The following is an 18,124-nucleotide window of genomic DNA, read 5'->3' as shown; positions in this document are numbered from 1 at the left end:
TCAACAGAAAATAAATTTTATACTTCTGCTAAAATTTTAAGATAAAAACTGTATTCTACCATAATTTCATCTTAGAATTAGTTTTTGCCTTATTAATTAGATTTGAAAAGATTATTTAATCTCTTGCTTTTGGTTTACGCCAGATAAATCCATCCAGTAAATAATGCGTCAGTTGAGGAACCACGAGTAGCGGAACCAAAAACGGGAACCAAAATTCTGAGAGTTTAAAATCCCATGAAAAATGTTCTCTCCAGATGAATATTTCCCATAAAAATTCTTCAAAAAACGCAAATCCTAAAATCACAGCAATAAATAGAACGATTCCGAATGTGGATTTGAAAACAGACAGTTGATTCAGTTGATGACTTTCTTTCTGTTTAATTTCTCTGATGTAAACCAAAGCAACATAAGGAATTCCGTGTGAAATGACATTGAGAAAAGTGAAAACCAGATCATTGTTGAAATAGACAATCCCGAAATACCATGAAAGATAAGTTCCAACCATAATAGAAACTTTGGGAATATTAAGTTGTTTCGTTTTTGAAGATTCAACAACCGTTTTAATAATCCAGATTGCCAGAATGATACAATATAAAATTGAAATAAAACCAATGTAATCAGGAAGATTTTTAAACCATGTAAATTCATTTTCAACAAACCATGTGAAAGCTCTGGGTGTTTTAAACCAATACAGCATCGGAAATATGGTAGCCGAATAAATGGCAATTTCATCTATTCTCTTACTACGGGTATTGGGTTCAAACCGGGCATAAATCCGCATAAAACCATACTGCTGACGAATGAAATGAAATACCGCAACCAAAGCCAGAACAGACCAAAACGTCAAACTTCCGAATTGGTATAAAATCAATCCTAAAACCCAGCTTACAACAGGAATTCCGTAATACAAAAGAGGTTTTCTCTGAACTTCAGATTTTACGAAATACGTTTTAAATAAAGTTGAATATACATGAGCAACATCTATAAACACGATCAGGAAAAGCCATGTGTAGAAAGAATATTGATTTTCAAGATTCTGAATCTGTTTCTGGAAAAGAAAAATAACCGCCAAGATCAAAAAAGGAGGCAAAAGAATCAGCCAGCTGTCTGTTTTTGCATTATGTATCCAAGGTTGCTTCATATCATCTGTTTTGCAGCTCTGATTCCCTGATAAAAGGCTTCTTCAAAAATTGAAATCCCGGATAAATCAGTGTGAGCGAAAAATATTTTTCCTTCAATCGGTTCTTGTGCTTTTGCAGTTTCTTTACCAAAGATTTGATTGGGAACCGGTGCAATCATCGCATGACCCATTTTATGAAATTCCATTTCAACAATAAAATCTTCAATCAGAGGATGCGCTATCTTCAGGTCTTCTAAAACCATATTTTTTAGCTGATCTTCCTTCATGGAATACAGTTTCTTTCTTACTTTTCTGGAATCATTAGAAGAAAAACTTTTGTAATAGGTAATTACTTTTTCGCCCAAAATCTGATTGATATTCTGATGCTGATCGTAAATATATCCTAAACCTTCTGAACCGTAAATCACATTATCCCAGGCAAGTTCTTCATCACCACCGAATTCGTTTTTCAATGTAATGGTGGTCAGAAGCCACGGCACATAATGGAAAGATTTTGTATTTCTGTTTTTAAATATTCTTTCATTCACAAATTGCGGCGTAGCAAAAAGCACTTTTTCTGCAATAATTTTCTTGGTCTTTTTCTGAATATTATCGAAGCTTAAAACCTCAACGTTATCATCTTTTATGGTAACTTCAAAAACCAAATGCTGTGTTAAATTTTTGTTTTGAATATATTTTGAAAAATGTTTTGTCAGTCTTGCATTTCCTTCAGGCCATGTGAAAACCTGATCTTTGTATTTTGTACTCCAGTTGTTTTTTCTTCCTGCAAAATAGTGAATTCCTGCCCACGCAGAAACGTAATCAATTCCTAATCCGTAATCATCTCTGCAGGAATAGTCTAAAAACCAAAGCAATTCTTCAGATTTAAAATTTTTCTGCTGCAGCCAATCTTTAAAAATGATTTTCTCTAACTGTAAAACCTCATCTTCTCTGCTGGAATCCTGAACAGGAATTGCAAACCAATGTTTTTCCTGAGAATCTTTTTTTAGACGAAACTGATTCATTAGAGTAAAAAATCGATCAAGCTCATTTTGAACTTCCTGAGAAATTCCTTTTTGCGGGACTACATCATTCTGCCACGAATTTTTGAAAAACAATCTTTCCTGCTGCGGAAAAGTCATTTGATATTCGTCTAAAATCGGTTCGCCTTTTTCATCTTCCCCGAGACAAATTTTACTTTCTTTCAGAAAATCGATGATTTCTGTATTTTCTTTGTTGGGTAAAGGTAAATAATGCGCTCCCAAAGGAAATTTAGAAAATTTGTTTTGTCCGTTTGACGAGTTTCCGCCGAGATGATTTTCCATTTCGAGCAGAAGAAAATCTTCCTGATTGTTCTGATCTAAAAAACGACACGCCGAAAGCCCGGAAATACCGCCTCCGACAATTAGATATTTGACATGAATCTCTTCCGAAAAAGGAGGGAAATCTTTCGCCCAAAGCTGGTGACCCAAAATATGATTGGTTCCGGTAATTTTCAGCAGCAAAGATTTACCTATTTTCTCACAATACTGCAAAAAAGGCAGCATCAGACTGCCTAAAAAGATTGTTTTAAGGAAATCTTTTCTACTGTACTTTCCCCCACTCTTCATCAAAATAACGTACTAATATTTGATTATCTAATCGATTGACCTCTACAGAATCTACCTTCATGTCTTTGGTGAAATAAGACATCTGAGAAAAATTGTAATCATAAAATTTAAGATCCGGAATTTTTCTGTAAACCTTATTGTTAATCGGCTCAAAAGATGCCATCGAAAATCCCCATTCGCCAAAGGAAGGAACGTAAGTGTGATAGGCACTGGTGAAAGGAAAAACCTCATGTATTGTTTTTTCTATACACCAAAAAGATTTTGGCGCAAAATACGGTGAAGTGGTCTGAACAACCATCTTTGTATCGGTTGTGGTCACTTTTTCAAGCTCGTGATAGAACTGCAGAGAATATAATTTTCCTAAACTGTAATTGGAAGGATCCGGAAAATCAATAATAATCACATCAAATTTTGATCGGTTTTCTTTGATCCAAATATAGGCGTCTTTATTAACAACCTTGACTTTTTTATCGGAAAGAGAATTTTGGTTCAGATGACGCATCGTTTCATTGGTTTTAAAGAAATTGGTCATTTCTCCATCCAAATCTACCAATGTGATATTTTTAACATCTTTATATTTTAAAACTTCACGAGCAGCAAAACCGTCACCGCCACCGAGAATCAAAACCTGATCAATTTTTTTTGCCATCGACATTGCAGGATGTACCAAAGCTTCGTGATAACGGTACTCATCGGTTGATGAGAACTGCAGATTGTTATTTAAATATAATCTGAATTCTTTGGCGTTTCTCGTTAAAACAATTCTCTGGTAAGGTGAATTTTTTGCGTAAACCACATTTTCACCATATAGTTTTTCTTCTGAAAAGGATAAAATCTTATCTGAAAATATGAATAAAAACAAGAGTAAGACAAAAGCGCCAATTGATTTTATTTTTAATGATAAAGAATTCCTTAAATCTCGTTGCAGATAAAAACACAAAAAAATGGCAATAGAAATATTAATTAATCCGAAAAACAAAGGTGTTTTAATGATCCCCAGATTCGGAATCAGGATGAGCGGAAAAAGAATAGAAGCCAATAAAGCTCCTACATAATCAAAAGCAAAAACATTGGAAACTAAATCTTTAAACTGAACTTTATCCTGCAAAATGTTCATCAGCAAAGGAATCTCAAGCCCTACTAAACATCCCGTTGCAAAGACAAAAGCATACAATGCCCATTCAAAATGCCCTACTGTATTAAAGAGCAGAAAAAGCACAACAGAACTTATCCCGCCAACGATTCCTACGAGAATTTCTATCTCAATAAACTTATCTATTAAACTCCCTTTGATAAATTTGGCCAGATAAGAACCTACTCCCATCGAAAAAAGATACACCCCGATGATAAAGGAAAACTGCTTCACAGAATCTCCCAAAAGATAACTTGCCAATGTTCCTGCAACCAATTCGTAAACCAATCCGCACGTTGCAATGACAAAAACCGATGAAAGCAAAAGCAGTTCTAAAGACAGTCTTTTTTTATCCATGAACTGCCGAACCGATGATAATAGAAATCCCTATGATAAAAGATCCGAAGATGATAGCCAGTGCAATATTTTTATTCTGAGCAATCTCATGCCATGTTTTTTCAGGCGTCAGTTTTTCTATAATCACATAGCAAACCAATAGTATTGCGATGCCTAAAAATGAATAAATAACTGAATTAATAACCGGTAAGAAGTTTATATTTTCCATGATTGTATAATTTTTATTTGTGATAATATCTGTAGTAACCCACGCCTGTAGAATGTCTTCTTGCTGTGCCGTCTCTGTAAGTTTCTGTTTTTTCGCAGTCGCAAAGCTGATTTCCTTCAAAAGTAAGATAAACAAACCAGCCCACAAACAAACTTCCTGTCATCAACAGAAACCAATTATTTTTAAAGTAGGTAAAAACTGCATTCATAATTTATGATTGTGGATAAGGTGAGTTTGAACTGTTTTTCCATTTTGAAACATTGAAGTAATATCTTCCGACATAACAGATAACATATATCAGTACCATTAAAAGAATGATGATCCAAAAATTCCAGAACGAGACAGGAAGCCATGTTGCTTTTACATCTACCGAACTTTCGTCAGATATTGCGCTTAAAGCAGGAGTCTGAATTACAGAATTTATATTCAGAAGAGAATCTAAGTTTTTATTCGGAAAACTCATCCTGACCAATTTTCCTGTATCGCTCGAGTCTGTTTCTAATGTTTTTACGTCACCAAAGGAAAGAGTTTCTTTAGTGGTATTGTTGATCACATTGATAATTCCTGATGCTTCTCTGGAGATCGTTACTCCATTATCCGAAGATAACGTGTTGAGCGAAACAGTTTCTGCTGGGGGCTGCTTTTCAGCTGATAGAACGAAATGGTATTTTCCGGGTGCTACACCGCAAATATTAAAATCTTCACTGTCACTGCCTTCACTCCAGCTTTCTCCTCCTTCTACACCAGAATATTTTTCTATATCTTTTGATACATACGTTGACTCGTTGGTATTTTCATTCACAAGGCTCAACTGAACATTTGCCCAGGAATTGTCAACATCAGCATGCACATCTATTTTTAATGGTGCAGAACCTCCCGAGAGTGTAAAACTTTTAGAAAGGAGCTCTTTATCGGTAACGTTTTTGAATTGAATTTTTTCCTGAAATACCGTATCATTGGTTCTGGAAACATACACATACGTTTGAACCAGACAGATAAAAAGTGCGGCAATACACAAAATATTGATTGCCTGCTTCATATCTACATAATAGGGCTGTACAATTCCTATTCCTGAATAGGTAGGAAGATTCTGAATTTTAAAGGCTTTCTTGATTTCGTGTTTTGAAATATGTTTTCCCTTAAAATATTCTGGCTTGCTTCCTGACTCTTCACGGGAAATCATATCCGTTCCGTTTACAAATTCTTTGTAAGTGGCAATTCTAAAATATAAATTATCTTCGAAAAAACCTGTCGCAGCATGAATATAGCATTGAGTAGTCTCGTACCATCGGTATTTTTTTCCGTTGTATTCTCCTAAAGATTTAGTTATACTTACAAACTTTTGAGTAGGAATAAGCTCCAACAAAACCCAATGTCCATCGCTTTCGCTGAGAAAGAGATCATTTCCTGAAGCATCTTTCAAAGTATATTCTCTCCAAAAAATATCCGTTCCGTATTTGCGGATAATGATTGATATGACTGTAAATTCTACATCCTGCAGTATTCCTTTTTGACCGATTTCCAAAACAACATGTTCTGTTGGCTTTTTTACGATTTTTTTGGAGATATTCTGCTCAACATCAATCAAATTAGCGCAGTGTTGACACACGTACTCTTCAATAGAGAATGTGATCGCTATTTTATTTTCTTTCTTACAAACCGGACAAATATATTGCATCGTGTTATCTGTAAATCTTGTGTTCCTGAATAATTTTGGCACTAAAATACCTCACAACTTCATTTGCAATCTGCTCTACCTTTTCTGTGTTATCCTGCGTATAATTGCAGAGAAAAACATCAAAAGTTAACTGCTTAAACTCTGGCCATGTATGAATTGTAAGGTGTGATTCTTTGAGACAGACAGCCGAAGTAAAACTTTGGTTCTCAAAAATATGATTGGTGACACCAACCACTTCCACATGCTTTTGCTCTAAAATAGAATGGATATATTCTAAAAACTGGATACTGTCTAATAACAAAGCTTCCAACTCTGTTTCCAAAGTTAGAAGAATATGTAAACCTTTATTTGATAATGGCTGCAATGAAATAATTTTTTACAAATATATTATTTTTTCGGTAAGAAAACTTCTGCCAACATGCAACGTGCACTTCCACCACCGTTGACTTCAATGGTATTTAAATCTGAATAGATAATTTCACAGTATTTTTCAATATTTGAAACTTGCTCCGGGTTTAAGGACTGATAAGCGGTTTGGCTCATTACAAGAAACCTTTCTCCATCTTTATTCTTAACCTGAAGCATATTTCCTGCAAACTGCTGCATTTGTTCTTCCGAAATTTCAATGATTCCTTTTCCAGAATTTTTAATGGTTTCGATAACTTTACTTCTTTCAAGTTCGTTATCGATACAATCAAGGCAAATAACAACAAACTGATCTGCAACACACATCATGACATTTGTATGATAAATCGGAAGTCTTTCTTCGCCGACTGTCTGAAAAGAATGAAAAACTACCGGCATAAAACCATATTTATCACAAAATTCTCTGAATAAATTTTCATCCAATCTTAAAGAAACCGAACCATAAGCAATCTTATTTTCGTGATCGAAGATCATGCTTCCTGTTCCTTCTAAAAAGTGACCCTGAATTTCCGGTAAAGACCAGTCATCGATCTCAGCAACTTCAAAACCCTGATTTTTTATAGTTTCGATAATATCCTCTCTTCGCTCAACTCTTCTGTTAGAAGCAAACATAGGATATAAAACTACTTTTCCATCATTGTGAAAACTCACCCAGTTGTTTGGGAAAATAGAATCTGGTGTGTGCGGATCGATGGTATCTTTTATCGTAATTACATTAATGCCTTTACTTTTCAGTTTTTCAACAAAAATTTTGAATTCTGCCAAAGCTTTAGATTGAATATTTGCACCTTTTTGCTCTATCTGAAAGTAATTATTCTTTGCCGTTTCTGCGTTGTACCCGAATGCAATCGGCTCTATCATTAGTACTGTATCTGTTGTCTGCATAGTTTGAGTAGGAGGGTTTTTGATTGGGAGAGTTAGAGGCTTAAGTGTCTGAAAATAAAAGTTATTAACTTAACTATTACATATTTTACATCTAAAACCTATTTCTCATGATGAGTGAATGAACACCAACTTTTTGACTGATTCATCATGTTTACCAACATCCCTATTATTTGATTATACTGATTATTTAGATTATTAAATTGTTCTTCGTTTATGTATTTACAGGCTGATAAAAACTGCAGCCATGTTTGAGTTTCTCTCGCCTCACCTTCAGAATCGGTTAGTTTTGCTACAAAAGATTTTTCATATTTTCTTTTGCCCCAAGCTTCGCTGATATTGGCTGAAACTGATCGGGATGATCTTCTAATTTGATCTGTAAGGGAATAGCGTTCTTCTGTCGGAAATGTTTTTGAAAGTTCATAGATTTCCATTGCTGTATCAAATGATTTTTGATAAATTTTTAAATCTTGATGAAATTTAATTGTTGACATCTTTGTATTTTTAACTAAAATAAAAAAAATCAATAATATTTCAATCAGAAGTCATAAAATTCACAAAAACTCAAACACTCCGACTCTCAAACATATTACTCTCTCACCAACGGCATCGTAGAGCAACGTAAAAGTCCTCCCATTTTAGAAATTTCTCTGTATGGAATTTCTTCCACGGTCATTCCCCATTCGTTTCTCAAGTGATTATTCATTCTTGTAAACGAACTGTCTGAAACGACAACTTCCGGAGAAATTGAAAAAATATTCGGGAACATTTCAAACATTTCTTCATCTGTAACATGGAAACAATTTTCTTCTCCGAAAATATCGATGATTAAATTGTAATCACTTTCGTCAACAAAACCGTTCTTGTAAACAATACATTTATCAGTACCAATGGGGTTGAAGGTGCAATCTAAATGCAAAATCCCCTGATAGGGTTCTCTGTCGTTTTTTTTCAATTCAAAATCGAGAATTCGTTTCTTGGGAAAATATTCTTTCAAGATTTCAATCGCATATTCGTTGGTGCGGGCTGTTTTATAATTCCTGTAATCTTGTGAAAAACAAGTTCCTATAAAAATAAAGTCATTCCAGACGATGACGTCTCCACCTTCAATATGAGCCGTGTCGGGAAGATTGATAATATCACGCCATTTTACTTTTTCGAAAATTGAACGATAAGCATCTTGCTCATCAGCACGGTCTGCAATGACGTTAGAAATGATCATTTTATCTTCAATGACAAATGAAACATCTCTTGCAAATACCTGATTATAATCTTTGATAATGCTTGGTCGCAAGACTTCTACATCATATTTTTTCAGCACTTTTTCAAAAGCTTCCATTTCATTTATGATATCTTTTTCTTTCGGATAAATATTGTGCTGAAGGGAATGGTATGACTTCGCATCATAACTTTCTTCTAAAGTAGGATCTGGCCCCATCGAATTAGGCTGACCCAAAACCACAGATTTTAATCTTCCGGTTTCGTTTTTGATATTTAATTTCATAAAAATTCTTCTGATGTATTTGCTTTAAATAAAGCATTCTTTACATAGCATGAGCAACAAATATAATGAAACGGCATTGAAGTCAAAAATTTAATATTGAATAAAATGCATGGAATTTATGCCTACAATATTGGTTTGAAATATTGTCAAAATATTCAAATTCTATCTGTTTAATTTCTCTTTTTCAGATAGAAATAAGGGATGGATATTGAAATCAAATGATATTATCTTTAAATTGAAAATTACAGTTTACAGTTTTGATTTATTTTAAATGATTATTCATTAAGAATTTTTAGATATAAGCAATTTTTAAATGACCAAAACATCGTACTAGGTTCATCTTTTGAATAATTTTTGATTCAAATATAAATTATAGAGTGGACAGTATCAATTAGCTGATTGATTAATGATCTTTTCTGATACAAACATTCCGCTCCTACGGAGTTTAGTTTATGAGGGCTCTTCTTTCTACAAACATGATGCTCCTACGGAGCTCAGCTTATAAGGGCTCTTCTTTCTACAAACATTTCGCTCCTAAGGAGCTGAAAAAGAGTCTAAATTTCTGTGCTACAAACGTTACGCTCCTACGGAGCTCAATTGAAGGATTTGTTTTGCTACAAAAATTGCATTCGTAAAGCGCTAAATTCCCAAATATATTTTTACAAAAAATCCCAAAGCAAAAACTTTGGGATTTAAATTTATCTAAGAAAATAATATTATCTGTTTGAAATATCGATGTAATCTCTTTTTTGAGCTCCTTGGTACACCTGTCTTGGTCTTCCGATCGGATCTCCTTTTAATCTCATTTCTTTCCACTGAGCGATCCATCCCGGAAGTCTTCCCAATGCGAACATTACGGTAAACATTTCTGTAGGAATTCCCAGCGCTCTGTAAATAATTCCAGAATAGAAATCTACGTTTGGATATAATTTTCTTTCGATGAAATATTCGTCTTCAAGAGCTACTTTTTCTAACTGCATTGCAATATCAAGTGCTTTGTCTTCAATTCCTAATGCAATTAACAAATCGTCAGCAGCTTTTTTGATGATTTTTGCTCTTGGATCGAAGTTTTTGTATACTCTGTGTCCGAAGCCCATCAAACGGAAACTGTCGTTTTTATCTTTCGCTTTTTCAACCCATTTATTAACATCACCACCATCTTTTTCGATCAATTCAAGCATTTCGATAACTGCCTGGTTTGCACCACCGTGAAGAGGACCCCAAAGTGCAGAAATACCTGCAGATACAGAAGCAAAAAGACCTGTGTGAGCAGAACCTACCATTCTTACAGTAGATGTAGAACAGTTTTGCTCGTGGTCAGCGTGAAGAATCAATAATTTGTCTAAAGCCTGTACGACAACCGGATTGATCTCGAAATCAGCATTTGGCTGTCTGAAAGACATTTTGTAGAAATTTTCTACATAGTTCAGGTTGTTATCTCCGTGGTTTAATGGTAAACCAAGGGTTTTTCTGTACGTCCATGCAGCAAGATGAGCAAATTTTGCAATCAGCAATTCTGCAGCAAGATCCATTTCTTCTTTTGAGTTTACATTAACAGCTTTAGGATTAAAAGCAGTTAATGCAGAAGTAAGAGAAGATAAAACTCCCATTGGATGAGCAGAACGAGGGAAAGCATCGATGATTTTTTTCATCTCTTCTGCTACGAAGTTATATTTTTTAATATTACCGTTGAAGGTATTGAACTGATCTGCTGTAGGTAAATCACCGTGTAACAAAAGATACATTACTTCTGTGAAGTTTGACTTCTCAGCAATTTGCTCGATAGGATAACCTCTGTAGAACAATTCTCCTTTATCACCATCCAGATAAGTAATCTCACTAAGTGTAGCACCTGTGTTTTTGTACCCTAAATCTAAGGTAATAAGACCGGTTTGATCTCTTAATTTTGAAATATCTATTCCTCTGTCTCCGATTGTACTATCTACGATAGGATATTCATACGAATTACCGTCATAATTCAATATAACTTTGTTGTCTGACATTATATAATATTTTATTTAAATTTCTTAAAAATACACAAAAAACAGCAATACCAAAAAAGTTTGCTGTTTTTTTTATTTAATTTATCTGTTTATTTTGAAAGCATCCAATCCTGGGAAATATGCTGTTTCTCCCAAAGCTTCTTCAATTCTCAACAATTGGTTATACTTCGCCATTCTGTCTGATCTTGAAGCAGAGCCAGTTTTAATCTGACCGCAATTCATGGCAACCGCTAAATCTGCGATTGTAGAATCTTCAGTTTCGCCAGATCTGTGAGACATTACTGATGTAAACTTGTTGTGCTGAGCCATTTGTACAGCTGCCATCGTTTCAGAAAGAGAACCGATTTGGTTTACTTTAACCAAAATTGAATTGGCAATACCTTCGTCAACTCCTCTTTTTAGTCTCTCAACATTGGTAACAAATAAATCATCACCTACTAATTGTACTCTGTCACCAATTTTATCGGTTAACATTTTCCAACCTTCCCAGTCATTTTCCTGCATACCATCTTCGATAGAGATAATCGGATATTTATTTGCCAATTCAGCTAAATAAGAAACTTGCTCACTGCTTGTGAACTGAGCCGCATCAGGAGTCTGGAATTTTCTGTAATCGTAAACTCCGTCTTTGTAGAATTCTGAAGCTGCACAATCTAATGCAATCATCACATCATCGCCCGGCTTGTAACCAGCTTTTTCAATAGCCTGAAGTAAAGTATCCAGAGCATCTTCTGTTCCTTTGAAAGTTGGCGCAAAACCACCTTCGTCACCTACAGCGGTTGACAAACCTCTTGAATGAAGAATCGCTTTTAAATGATGGAAAATTTCAGTTCCTTTCCTCAACGCATGAGAGAAAGAATCTGCTTTTACCGGCATTACCATAAATTCCTGAAAAGCAATCGGTGCATCTGAGTGAGAACCACCATTGATTACGTTCATCATCGGAACAGGAAGTGTATTTGCATTAACACCACCGATATATTTGTACAAAGGCATTTTCAGTTCTGCAGCAGCAGCTTTTGCAGCAGCCAGTGAAACTCCTAAAATTGCGTTAGCACCTATGTTTCCTTTATTCTTAGTTCCGTCTAAATCGATCATGATCTGATCTAAAAGATTCTGATCAAAAACAGGAAGACCTACTAATTCGGGAGCAATTACTTCTCTTACATTTTCTACAGCTTTAGAAACTCCTTTCCCCATCCATTCAGAACCGCCATCACGCAATTCTACGGCTTCATGTTCTCCGGTAGATGCCCCGGAAGGCACTGCAGCACGACCCATCGCACCACTTTCTGTAAATACATCAACTTCTACTGTAGGATTCCCTCTCGAATCTAAAATCTGTCTCGCTTCTATGTAAGAAATGTAACTCATTTTTGTTTATTTAATAGTTTAGACAAATTTAATTAAAAAATAAGTTGTTTCGTTATTCGAAGTATATCAATTGATGTTTTTTGAGTTAAATTTTAGTTAATATTATGATAAAAAAAATACTCTTTTTCGAAAAAGCTTAAAAGAGAGTAGTATAATCGTTTTGCTGTTTAAAATTTGAAGCCGATTCTTATTTTATAATCATCAAACTTATAAACTTACGGACTAGGAGTTGATAATTGTAAAAATTTCCCTCTTTGTGTATTGGTTAAGTTATATGTTATTGCAAAGAAAACTCCCACCTTATAATTGTTTACATATTTTGTCTCATCAAGATTAAAACTTGATGGCAGAGATATTTGACCGGTATATTTCTGAAATTCCGGATTCAGTTCTTTGATTTTTTTAAATGAAGGACCAATTGTAAATATGACCTTATTAGATCTACCCCACAATAAACTAGGACCAATATATATTGAACTGATATCGAAATTAGCAACATCTAAAGCAGTTCCAAGAGAAAAACCAAAGGCAATGTCGTTACTACTTCTTCTACTGGCATGCAGCAAACCAACTAACTTTGGTGAATAATCACTTTTTGTACTACTCAGGAGATATTTATTCCCAACATTATCTTCATTAATTACATACTCTTGATTTTTCGATCCAAAATCAAGGCTCACACCAACTCCAAAATCTAAACGCATTCCACCTTTTACAAATTCTTTGTAAGAGAATTTTTTGTTTGAACTGAAAATTACATATTCACCATCAATTTTCTTTTTTTCTTTAATATCTATATCGAAATTAAGATAATCCCCATAAGCTTGTATTGGCTCAGAAACGTAAACATAGGAATCTTTATTTAATAAAATTCTATTAACTATCTCTACATAATTAAGTTTTTGGTGAAGATTCATCTTATTAATATCTTCGTCTGTTTTTGTTATGTATGTTTTCCATTCATCAATTTCTTTTTTAATATTTTCTGAAACAAAAGTATTGCCGGTACTATTAAATTCTAAAATAATATCTTGAACTTCTTTTGAATCAAGAAAATCTTTAAACTCGATTTTGCATTCTAAATATTCGTTGAGTGTGACATATTTATCGTCATGTTTTTTTGCATTTAAAATGGCTGATCTTTCAAATGAATCCAATGTATTTGTTTTAAGATTAGAATCTTCATATAATTTTTTATAAATATCATAAGTCAAATGAGGAGTATTAATTTTTTCCAAATAATTATTATAACTGCCATTCATTATATTAATAACATATACATATATTTGCATTCTTTGGGATAGTACCGATAATTTTTTCTTGAATTCCGAATATAATTGATTAGCAGTATCAGGTTTACTTGATCTAAAATCTAAAGCTTCATCTAATATGTTCAATCCTTCGCTACTAAAATCTTTGGACTGAGATAGATTTTTAATTATGAAATTTTGGTTTTCTAATTTTTTATTAAGAATCTGTGATTCAATATTTGCAGATGTTGGTGCTTTTCCGTCTGTATTTTCTGTTTTTGCGGGAGCTCTTAAATCAATATTACTATCGATATCTTCTCCTATCACACCTTTGATAACAGGATTATAAAATATTCTATTGATATTTTTTATCTTAAAAACAATCGGTTTTCCAAATTCTGGCTCTACGCCATTTTTTTCAAAAATTCCTTTTGAGAAATCATATACTATTGAATCTTGTTTTTGCGCAAATATTGGATTGCAAAAAATCACTAGTAGATACAGATAAATTTTAGTTTTCATGGTTATTAGTTTAAACGTTTTTACATTTCAAATTTCACATTATAAACCCCACAAATCAATTACCCAAAAGGGTGATTATTACAAAAAAAAGCAGCATCATAAAATGATACTGCTGTTATAAAATTTTAAAGAGATTATATAGTAATCTTGAAAAAAATAGAAGTTCCTTTTTCTGTAGATGAAATCTCAAATTGTCCGGATGATTCTTTCATTCTTCTTTCCATATTCCTGAGACCGTTTCCTGATGCATTCTCAATATTAAATCCTTTACCGTTATCTAATATTTTCATAATCAAATATTGCTTTTCTAATGAGAACGAAAGTTTTAGTTGATCTGCACCCGAGTATTTATATGCATTGTTGAGAGATTCTTTAAGACACAGAAACATATTTCTTCTCAGTTCTGTAGAGATCGCTACAACAGAGTTATTGATCGCATTATTTTCAAAACTCAAATTAATTGATGTCTTTTTCAAAAAGCTTTCTGCGTAAATTTTAGCATATTCAATAAAACTTTCAGCGGTATCGTTTCCAGAATTTAAGCTCCAAAGCATTTCCCGCATAGAAATATTCATTTCCTCGGAGGTTTTCAGAAGTTCATCAATATCTGTTTTCAAATCTTCATCTTCTGCTTTCTGTTTGAGAAATTCTGCCTGAAGTTTTAAAGCTGAAATTCCTGCTCCGAGATCATCGTGCATATCATGAGAAATACGTTCACGCTCCAGCTCTATAGATTTTTGTTTTTCGAGCTCTTTTTGGAGAAGCAGATTTTGATATTCTGACTCTTGAAGTTGTTGTTCTTTAACATATAAAAGCTGCTTTCTATTATAAATTACAACCACAAAAATAATGAACGCCACGAAGAACATCATTACAATTGTGATCATAACGTATGTAATTTTTATTTCATTGATATTATCCATTTAATTTTTTCTTATATTTTAAAAGAGAAACAAATAATAATGAATAGAAAATAATATTTACACAGAAGAAAAATGATTGGGATACAATCAGCAATTGCCCATCAACTTTGCTAAATAAATATCTTGGAATAATTCTCAAAATAAAAAACACTCCCCAAAACAACAATCCGCTGGAGACCCAAAATTTAGAATCATCTAAAATACTTTTTTGATCCGGATACATTATTTTACCATAAAACCAAATCAAGCTATAAAGAATGTATAGAAAGGAGAATGACATTCCTATTACCTGATTGATTTCGAAGAAATTAACAAAAATGGCTGACGAAAAAATGAATAGAAAGCCGAAAAAAATCAATTTGTTCAATATTTTTAAATTTCTTCTTTGATTTCTATTAAAATAAATCAGAAAAAAGATTGCGCAAAAAAGAATGTAAATATTGTACAAAAAACCAAATTGAGCTGTATTCTCATACAATATCTGAAGAACAAACATCACGAAATCAAGAAGAAAGCTTACAGTTAAGTAAACATACAAGAATTCCTGTCTTATGCTCTTCTTTAGATATAAAAATATAGAAAAAGAAGTGACAAGAAATAGAACGATGAGATAAGCTAACTGAAATTCGGAATACATTACGGCTGCATATTTCCTATGTCGTAGAAACCAGTGTTGCCTCCAATGGGATTTTGTTGAAAAGCAAGAGAAATTCTATTTTGATTTTCAGGATCTGAAAGGTAATCTGAGACATCATGATTATTATTAGTACTATTTCTATAACTGCAATCAGTGTGGATCAATATTAATTTAACAGTCATTTCATTATGTAAAGACATATTTATCCTAAATTGATCTACTACAGATTTATTAAAAGTTATGTACTCTGTAATATCATTTATCGAAGAGTTTGATCTGATCTCCTGTCCTATATACATACTAAAATGATCTCTTATCTGCTCATATATATTAGCATCAAAAGTATACGGTTGAATTATATAATTATCGTCTACAATATAAACCGCACAATTGTCATAATCAATATTATTTAAACTATATGCATCACAAGTAATCATTAAAAAATAAAGGTCATTTCCAAAATTAGTAGAAATTGAAACACCTGTAATCGACCTTTTATCAATAAATAAAAAATGCAAATATTGATAATTAATTTCAAGATTCTTAAATGACTGACAATTAATTTTAAAATCATCATTAATATTCAGGATCGTTCTTGCCTTTTCATGAGTACATTTTAACTGTTCTTCGGTGAACCTTTTATTTAGAAATTTCTCATCGATCTGTAATAGTTCTGTTGTGCTTTTCATAGTTTTTTAGTTTTTAAAATGGTTAAATTTATTGATAGCTTCTACTTTATTATTTACCTGAAGCTTTCTGTATATATTTCCGACGTGTTTTTTTACGGTATCAATGCTTACACATATTTTATCTGCAATTTCTTTGTATAAAAGTCCTTGAGACAAAAGTTCTACAATTTCTGTTTCCCTTTTTGTAAGCTCTTCAAAGTCTTTCACTTCAATTGTTTTTCTTTCAAAATGAGTTAAAACTCTTCTTGCAATTGAAAAACTCATTGGTGCACCTCCGTTATAAACGTCACGGATTGATGATAGAATTTTGTCCATGCTTTCGCCCTTGATAAGATATCCCATAGCGCCGGCTTTTAGAGAGTTGAAGATCATCTCATCATTCTCAAAACTGGTACACATAATAAACTGTGTGGTGGGCATTTCTTTTTTCAACTTTATGATAATATCAATTCCCAGCATATCCTGAAGCCGTATATCCATCATCACTACGTCGGGAGAAATATGAGATAAATTTTTGAGTGCCTCATTTCCGGCAAAGAACTGTGCAATCACCTTCATGTCAGTTTGGTAATCGATCACTTTCTTCAACGCATTGTTGTAGTTTTTTTCGTCTTCTACTATGGCTATGGAAATGCTCATGTTATTGATATCGTTAAGACAAATTTCAACAGAAAACAAAAAATATACAATTACACTTTTGTGTAATAATTGAAATTTGAGTTCAGGTTATTGTTTTCCTTTTTGTTTTTACTAAATTTAATGAAAATTATACAAATAGAATATTAATTTAATTTAAAAATAAACTTAATGAAAACTTTACTTTTACTTGGAACGTCTTTTGTCGCACTATCATTAGCAAGCTGCAAAAAAGAAGGGAACAAAGGAGTTATAAAAAGCGAAAATGCAGAACAAGTAATTCTTGCTGATGATGGAAAAACAGATTCTACAATTGCTTACAATATTAATGTAAATGGGAAGAAGACCATCAAAACAGATTATGTTTATAAGGCAACAGATGGTACTCTTGTAAAGGTTGTTTTTGATTACGAATCTGAAAATAGAAATGTAACGATCATCAATAATAATAAAACATTTGTATTAGACAAAACTGAGGCTAAAACCAATGAAACAATTTATGAAAAAGATGATATGAAAGCAACAGTGAAAGGAGATAGCTTAATCATTCATCAGGGTGATAATATCATTGAACTCGTAAAGACTAAAATCTAAATAAAAAAAGACCGCTCAGAAATCTGAACGGTCTTTTTTTATATATTTCTGAATGAATATTATTCACCAGCCTTTTCTTCAGTAGAATCAGTTGTTTCTGCCTTAGGCTCTTCAACTTTTTCTTCTACTGCAGCAGCTTCAACAGCTACTTTTGCAGTAGAAGCAGATCTTCTACTTCTTCTTGTCGTCTTCTTCTCCTCAGCATTAGGATTATAAAGCTCATTGAAATCAACTAACTCGATAAGAGCAGTATCTGCAGCATCACCAGGTCTGAAACCAGTCTTGATGATTCTCGTATAACCACCATTTCTTTCAGCGATTTTCGGAGCTACAGTTCTGAATAATTCAGCAACCGCTTCTTTACTTTGAAGATATGAAAAAACAATTCTTCTGTTGTGTGTAGTATCTTCTTTTGCTTTTGTTAATAGAGGCTCAACATATACTCTTAAAGCTTTCGCTTTAGCTACAGTAGTGTTGATTCTTTTATGCTCAATCAGAGAACAAGCCATATTAGAAAGTAACGCGCTTCTGTGAGAAGCTGTTCTTCCTAAGTGATTGAATTTTTTACCGTGTCTCATT

The 18,124-nt window shown here is 33.1% G+C and carries 18 protein-coding genes; 1 reads left to right on the top strand and 17 read right to left on the bottom strand.

Features of this window, described 5'->3' with window-relative positions; genetic code table 11:
• Positions 1-115 precede the first annotated feature (115 nt).
• From ACZZ9T_RS05890 to ACZZ9T_RS05815, 16 genes are all read right to left on the bottom strand, one after another.
• On the bottom strand, positions 116-1,141 hold the full coding sequence (locus ACZZ9T_RS05890) for a hypothetical protein (protein ID WP_463441295.1): 1,026 nt from the start codon (positions 1,139-1,141) through the stop codon (positions 116-118).
• Entirely contained in the window at positions 1,138-2,730 is a 1,593-nt protein-coding gene (locus ACZZ9T_RS05885) for an NAD(P)-binding protein (protein WP_463442983.1), read from the bottom strand. The genes ACZZ9T_RS05890 and ACZZ9T_RS05885 overlap by 4 nt, the downstream gene beginning before the upstream one ends.
• Entirely contained in the window at positions 2,705-4,219 is a 1,515-nt protein-coding gene (locus tag ACZZ9T_RS05880) for a polyamine aminopropyltransferase (RefSeq protein WP_463441294.1), read from the bottom strand. Before ACZZ9T_RS05880 ends, ACZZ9T_RS05885 begins: the two co-directional genes overlap by 26 nt.
• Positions 4,212-4,427 carry a DUF350 domain-containing protein gene (locus tag ACZZ9T_RS05875; protein WP_463430422.1) on the bottom strand — a complete coding sequence of 72 codons (216 nt, stop codon included), beginning with the start codon at positions 4,425-4,427 and terminating at the stop codon, positions 4,212-4,214. Before ACZZ9T_RS05875 ends, ACZZ9T_RS05880 begins: the two co-directional genes overlap by 8 nt.
• 13 nt (positions 4,428-4,440) lie before the next feature.
• Positions 4,441-4,635: a hypothetical protein gene (locus tag ACZZ9T_RS05870; RefSeq protein ID WP_463430421.1), complete on the bottom strand. Its 195-nt coding sequence runs from the start codon at positions 4,633-4,635 to the stop codon at positions 4,441-4,443.
• A 3-nt stretch (positions 4,636-4,638) separates the two neighbouring features.
• Complete coding sequence (locus ACZZ9T_RS05865; protein ID WP_463441293.1) at positions 4,639-6,105, bottom strand: DUF4178 domain-containing protein; 1,467 nt, start codon at positions 6,103-6,105, stop codon at positions 4,639-4,641.
• A gap of 4 nt (positions 6,106-6,109) precedes the next feature.
• Positions 6,110-6,469 carry an S-adenosylmethionine decarboxylase family protein gene (locus ACZZ9T_RS05860; RefSeq protein ID WP_463430419.1) on the bottom strand — a complete coding sequence of 120 codons (360 nt, stop codon included), beginning with the start codon at positions 6,467-6,469 and terminating at the stop codon, positions 6,110-6,112.
• A 23-nt stretch (positions 6,470-6,492) separates the two neighbouring features.
• On the bottom strand, positions 6,493-7,416 hold the full coding sequence (gene ctlX / locus ACZZ9T_RS05855) for a citrulline utilization hydrolase CtlX (protein WP_463441292.1): 924 nt from the start codon (positions 7,414-7,416) through the stop codon (positions 6,493-6,495).
• A 98-nt stretch (positions 7,417-7,514) separates the two neighbouring features.
• A complete protein-coding gene (locus ACZZ9T_RS05850) occupies positions 7,515-7,907 on the bottom strand; it encodes a four helix bundle protein (RefSeq protein WP_463441291.1) in 393 nt (130 codons plus the stop codon).
• A gap of 95 nt (positions 7,908-8,002) precedes the next feature.
• On the bottom strand, positions 8,003-8,917 hold the full coding sequence (locus ACZZ9T_RS05845; protein ID WP_463441290.1) for a dimethylarginine dimethylaminohydrolase family protein: 915 nt from the start codon (positions 8,915-8,917) through the stop codon (positions 8,003-8,005).
• Positions 8,918-9,633: 716 nt separating this feature from the next.
• On the bottom strand, positions 9,634-10,920 hold the full coding sequence (locus tag ACZZ9T_RS05840; protein WP_463430415.1) for a citrate synthase: 1,287 nt from the start codon (positions 10,918-10,920) through the stop codon (positions 9,634-9,636).
• Between the two features lie 81 nt (positions 10,921-11,001).
• Positions 11,002-12,294: a phosphopyruvate hydratase gene (gene eno, locus ACZZ9T_RS05835; RefSeq protein ID WP_463430414.1), complete on the bottom strand. Its 1,293-nt coding sequence runs from the start codon at positions 12,292-12,294 to the stop codon at positions 11,002-11,004.
• A 215-nt stretch (positions 12,295-12,509) separates the two neighbouring features.
• Positions 12,510-14,066 (bottom strand): hypothetical protein, encoded by a 1,557-nt coding sequence (locus tag ACZZ9T_RS05830; RefSeq protein WP_463441289.1) that lies wholly within the window; start codon positions 14,064-14,066, stop codon positions 12,510-12,512.
• Between the two features lie 134 nt (positions 14,067-14,200).
• Entirely contained in the window at positions 14,201-14,953 is a 753-nt protein-coding gene (locus ACZZ9T_RS05825) for a sensor histidine kinase (protein ID WP_463441288.1), read from the bottom strand.
• A gap of 672 nt (positions 14,954-15,625) precedes the next feature.
• On the bottom strand, positions 15,626-16,315 hold the full coding sequence (locus ACZZ9T_RS05820) for a hypothetical protein (RefSeq protein ID WP_463441287.1): 690 nt from the start codon (positions 16,313-16,315) through the stop codon (positions 15,626-15,628).
• A 6-nt stretch (positions 16,316-16,321) separates the two neighbouring features.
• Positions 16,322-16,954, bottom strand: a complete 633-nt coding sequence (locus ACZZ9T_RS05815) for a response regulator (protein WP_463441286.1) — start codon at positions 16,952-16,954, stop codon at positions 16,322-16,324.
• 168 nt (positions 16,955-17,122) lie between these two features.
• Here ACZZ9T_RS05815 and ACZZ9T_RS05810 point away from each other — a divergent pair, with 168 nt between their 5' ends.
• Positions 17,123-17,545, top strand: a complete 423-nt coding sequence (locus ACZZ9T_RS05810) for a hypothetical protein (RefSeq protein WP_463441285.1) — start codon at positions 17,123-17,125, stop codon at positions 17,543-17,545.
• A gap of 59 nt (positions 17,546-17,604) precedes the next feature.
• Here the strand turns inward: ACZZ9T_RS05810 and rplQ are convergent, their stop codons facing one another.
• On the bottom strand, positions 17,605-18,123 hold the full coding sequence (rplQ, locus tag ACZZ9T_RS05805) for a 50S ribosomal protein L17 (RefSeq protein ID WP_463441284.1): 519 nt from the start codon (positions 18,121-18,123) through the stop codon (positions 17,605-17,607).
• Position 18,124 lies beyond the last annotated feature (1 nt).

Source organism: Chryseobacterium sp. AC417, assembly GCF_979258215.1.
The sequence above is the reverse complement of the archived record's forward strand: the minus strand, read 5'-3'. Positions and strand labels throughout refer to the sequence as shown.